4 protein-coding genes and 1 pseudogene are annotated in these 4640 nt (G+C 58.7%); all 5 read right to left on the bottom strand.

What is annotated here, in order from left to right; translation table 11 throughout:
• On the bottom strand, positions 1-941 hold a 941-nt coding region (locus tag ACE4YL_RS05300), incomplete at its 3' end, for an aldo/keto reductase (protein ID WP_461369343.1).
• A gap of 124 nt (positions 942-1065) precedes the next feature.
• Positions 1066-2051: pseudogene (locus ACE4YL_RS05295) on the bottom strand (ABC transporter ATP-binding protein).
• Complete coding sequence (locus tag ACE4YL_RS05290) at positions 2044-3090, bottom strand: ABC transporter ATP-binding protein (protein WP_461369342.1); 1047 nt, start codon at positions 3088-3090, stop codon at positions 2044-2046. Before ACE4YL_RS05290 ends, ACE4YL_RS05295 begins: the two are co-directional and overlap by 8 nt.
• 12 nt (positions 3091-3102) lie before the next feature.
• Entirely contained in the window at positions 3103-3990 is an 888-nt protein-coding gene (locus tag ACE4YL_RS05285; RefSeq protein WP_461369341.1) for an ABC transporter permease, read from the bottom strand.
• Positions 3987-4640: ABC transporter permease (locus ACE4YL_RS05280; RefSeq protein ID WP_461369340.1), on the bottom strand; the 654-nt coding region annotated here is incomplete at its 5' end. The genes ACE4YL_RS05285 and ACE4YL_RS05280, both read right to left, overlap by 4 nt.

The raw sequence follows: 4640 nt of genomic DNA, 5'->3' as shown, positions 1-4640 counted from the left end.
CCCTGGGGGCAGGGCATGCAGCAGTAGCAGGCGGGGCAGGGCACGCTCCGCCCTTTCTGGTAGGCTTCCCTTACCCGGGCCAGCAGCAGCTGATCTTTAACCTCCAGCATGCCCGCTTCAGCCTTTTCAGCCAGGGCCAGGTATTCTTTCGCCTGCTGCAAAGTGCTTATCTCGGCCAGGACGCTGGCCACCTCGGGATGATGCCAGCCCCACAGCAGCGCCCATTCGGCCAGGGTCCGTTTCGGCACGGCTCCCTCCAGCAGGGCCGCAGCTTCCTCCGGCGGCTCCTTCAGCAGCCGGCCGCCTTTGAAGGGATCCTCGGCGATCACGGGCAGGCCATGCTGGACGGCCATCTGCAGGCCGCTCAGACCCGGGTGATGCCTGTAATCCATGTAGCTGTACTGGAAAACGGCAACAGCCCAGTGGTCATAGCCCTGGAGGACGCTGCGCAGGTATTGATGATCATCATGAAAAACAAAGCCCAGCTCTTTGATCCGGCCTTCCCGCATGGCTTGCTCGGCCCAGGCAATGGCGCCAAGCTCCTTCATCCTTGGCCAGGTGTCCCGGTTTAATCCCTCCAAAAGGCAGATATCAACCTGTTCGAGCCCGGCCTGCTGCATCTGCTCTCCCAGATGGCGGTCAAAATCGCGCGGCGAACGGATGAGCAGGGAAGGAAGGCGGAGAGCGACTTTAACCCTCTCCCGGAAGCCGCCAGCCAGGGCCAGGCGAACCTGCGCAAAAAAGTCCTGCGGCTTCTTCACATAATAGGGATAGCCGAGATCGAGCCAGTTGACGCCTCCATCAATGGCATAACGGATGATTTCACTCAACGCACCGGTGCTTGAATCGGGCCAACCCCCTTCAATGGCGGAAAGAGGCATGGCCACCAGGCTCAGGGCGGATATCTTCCATTCCGTCTTGCCAAACTGGCGGTATTTCATGGTGAACACTCTCCTTTCTGCGGCAAGACCATGACATTTATTGGCTGGAAGAGAAATATCCCTTTAAACCGCGCCTCTCCGGCAGGAGGGGCTGCCGCTCCAACCCGCCGTTTCCCCGGCACGGTTAATTGGCCTTCTTCGCGCTTGGGGCCACCGGCTTGACCTGGTGACAGGCTACAAAATGGCCGGGCGTTATCTCCAGGAGCGGCGGCACGCCGTGGGCGCATTCCTGGGAATAGTAGTTGCACCGCTTGGCAAAGCGGCAGACGGGCGGTGGTCAATGGGCGAGGCCAGCTCGCCGCGCAGCTTGATCCTCTCGCGGTTGGCTCCCACCGCGGGTATTAAAATAGCCGACAAAAGGGCCTGGGTGTAGGGATGCAGCGGGTTTTCGAAGAGCTCGTCGGCCGGCGCCTTCTCCACGATCTGCCCCAGGTACATGACGGCGATGTCATCGGAAAAGTGATTGACCACGGACAGGTCGTGCGTGATGAAGACATAGGTCAGGCCCAAATCGCGCTGCAGTTCCTTGAGCAGGTTCAATATCTGCGCCTGTATGGAGACATCCAGGGCGGAAACGGGCTCGTCGCAGACGATAAATTTAGGCTCCATCGCCAGCGCCCTGGCAATGCCGATGCGCTGCCGGCGCCCGCCGTCCAGCTCATGGGGATAGGTGTTGATAAGTCTTTCGGCAAGGCCTACCTTCTCCATCAGCTCCAGGACGCGCTTTTCAATGGCAAACTTGTCCCTGCTGCTAATGATTTTATTGTAGAGCAGGGGGTCGGCAATGATCTGCAGCAGCGTCTTCCTGGGGTTGAGGGAGGCATAGGGATCCTGGAAGATAATCTGCATCTCCTTGCGCAGATTCTTCATTTCAGAGCGCTTGAGCTTGCAGATGTCCTGGCCCTGGTAGATAATCTCCCCGGAAGTGGGCTCAATGAGGCGGATCAGGCACCTGCCGGTGGTAGATTTTCCGCATCCGGATTCACCCACGATGCCAAGTGTTTTCCCCTCCTCGATGTCGAAGGAGATGTCGTCAACCGCATGCACGACGCCCCTGGAAGTTTTGAAGTATTTAACTAGATTGCGTACCCGCAAAAGCACTTCAGCCATTTCCGCCTCTCCCCCTCGCTCTTTCAATCTGGAAATTGGAGTCATCATAAGCGCTGCAGTAAATGACGTGCGTCTCGCTCACCTGGTGCTTGGTCGGCTGCGCTTCCCTGCAGGCATCGCTAACGTAGCGGCAGCGGGGCGCAAAGGAGCAGCCGCGGGGCAGGTTCGTCGGGTCAGGCATCAGACCGGGAATGGGCTGCAGCTGGTTTTTCCTGTTCCTGATGTCGGGAAGGGAGTTGAACAGCCCCTCGGTGTACGGATGCAGTGTCCGGTCAAATACATCCTCCAGGGTGCCGTATTCAACGATGCGGCCCGCGTACATAACCGCCACCAGGTCGCAGATTTTGGCCACAACGCCAAGATCGTGCGTGATCATGACCAGGGCGGTGCCGAGCTCCCTTTTAAGCTCATCAATCATATCCAGGACCTGCGCCTGTATGGTCACGTCCAGCGCCGTGGTCGGCTCGTCGGCCAGCAGGAGCTTGGGGTTGCAGGCCAGGGCAATGGCTATCCCTACGCGCTGCCTCATGCCGCCGGAAAACTGGTGGGGGTACTCCGCGGCCCGGGCGCCGGGTATGCCCACCATCTCCAGCATCTCCTTGGCGCGCTTGAAGGCCTGGGAATACGAAAGCTTTTCGTGGAGCATGACGCTTTCGGCAATCTGGTCGCCCACGGTGATCACCGGGTTCAGCGAGGTCATGGGATCCTGAAAGATCATGGAAACTTCTTTGCCGCGGATTTTTTCGAGCTGCCTCGCTGAAAGCTCGAGCATGTTGTAGCCGCACACCTTGATCGTCCCGTCCTTGATCACGCCGGGGGGATCAGGCACGAGGTTCATGATCGCCAGGGCGGTGGTCGTTTTTCCGGCGCCGGTTTCCCCCACCAGCCCGATGGTCTTCCCCTTTTCCAGGGAGAAGCTGATCCCGTTTACCGCCTCTACCGTCTCCTCCTGGAGGACGTAGTGCACGACCAGGTTATTGACCTCGAGCACCAGCTCCTTGTTGTCCTTTGCCGCTTGGCCGTTGAGTTCACTGCCCATTGTGCCCACCTCCTATTTCTTCAGCTTGGGGTCGAGAGCATCGCGAAGGCCGTCGCCAAGAATATTGAAAGCAAAGACCGTGACCATGATGAAGAGGCCCGGGAAGTAGGTGAGATGCGGCGCTATCCTAATGTAGTTCCGCCCTTCGGAAACAAGAAGGCCCCACTCGGGATGAGGCACCGGAATGCCGAAGCCGAGGAAACTGAGGGAGGCGGCTTCAATAATGGCGGCGCCAATGCGCGAGGTCACGGTAACTATGATCGGGGAAAGGCCGTTGGGAACAACCTGGGAGAAAATAATGCCCAGGTGGGACATCCCGATGGCGGTGGCCGCCTCGACAAACTCCTGGTTCCGGACCACGAGAACTGATGACCTGGTGATCCTGATAAATTCAGGGATGGCGGTAACACCAACAGCAAGGATGAGGTTGGGAAGGCTTTGCCCCAAAACGGTAACAATAACCATGCCCAGCAGAAGGGTGGGTATGGAAGCCAGAAAATCCGAAAAGCGCATGATCAGGTCATCTACAAGGCCGCCAAAATATCCCGCGATCGAGCCGAGGATCAACCCCACAATGAGGGAGATGGAAACTCCGCCCAGGCCGATGAGGAGGGAGTAGCGCGAGCCGTAGAGCGTTCTCTTGAAGAGGTCCCGCCCCATGTCATCGGTGCCGAAGGGGTGTTCCCAGCTGGGCGGCTGCAGGCGGTTTTGCACGTTTATTGCCGTAACCTCTTCATAGCTAATGAAGAAGACGGAGTAAAGGGTGATGGCGAGGATTATGCAAATAATGGTAAAGCCGGCGATGGCGCCCTTGTTGGTCTTCAGCCTGTGCCAGACTTCAGCGGCATTGCTTCTTTTGGCGTATTTTCTGGAAACAAGGACATTCGTTGCTGTGGTCATGCCGTCACCTTCCTTCTCCGGCCGACGGAGGCGTATTTGGCCTTGATGCGCGGATCGACAAAGGCATAGAGCAGGTCAACAATCAACAGCACAATAACGTAGAGGATGCAGGTCATGATCACGCAGCCGCAGGCGAGGGTCACGTCGCGCTGCGAAACCGCCTCCACGGTTAAGCGGCCGATGCCGGGCCAGGAGAAGACCGTTTCAATCACGGCCGAGCCGGCCAGGAAGCGGCTCATGCCCATGCCGATGGTCGTGAGAATGGGAATCCAGGCGTTTTTCAGGGCGTGTCTCCTGATGACCAACCTCTCGGGGACGCCCTTGGCGCGCGCCGTGCGCAGGTAATCAGCCCGCAGGACCTCGAGCATGCTGGAGCGCGTCTGCCGCGCTGTCAGCGCCGTCATCATCAGGGCGCTGGTGATCGCCGGGAGGACGTAACTTGAAGGGCCTTGATAGCCGCCGGCCGGGAAAAGCCGGATTTTATAGGCAAATGCAATCAGCAGCAAGAGTCCCAGCCAGAAGCTGGGCATGGACTGCCCAATCAGGGTAAAGCCCGTGGTGAGGTTGTCCCAGATCGTTCCGGCCTTTCTGGCGGCGAAGATGCCGATGGGTATGGCCAGCACGGTGCCGATGACAACGGAGACCAGGGA

The sequence above is a fragment of the Candidatus Darwinibacter acetoxidans genome, assembly GCF_041936445.1.
In the GTDB taxonomy this organism is placed as follows: domain Bacteria; phylum Bacillota; class Limnochordia; order Darwinibacteriales; family Darwinibacteriaceae; genus DTU010.
This window is presented reverse-complemented; position numbering and strand designations above follow the sequence as displayed.

Coding starts and splice junctions, on each gene's coding strand:
- ACE4YL_RS05290 (WP_461369342.1), bottom strand. CDS start 3,090: ATGGGCAGTGAACTCAACGGCCAAGCGGCAAAGGACAACAAGGAGCTG.
- ACE4YL_RS05285 (WP_461369341.1), bottom strand. CDS start 3,990: ATGACCACAGCAACGAATGTCCTTGTTTCCAGAAAATACGCCAAAAGA.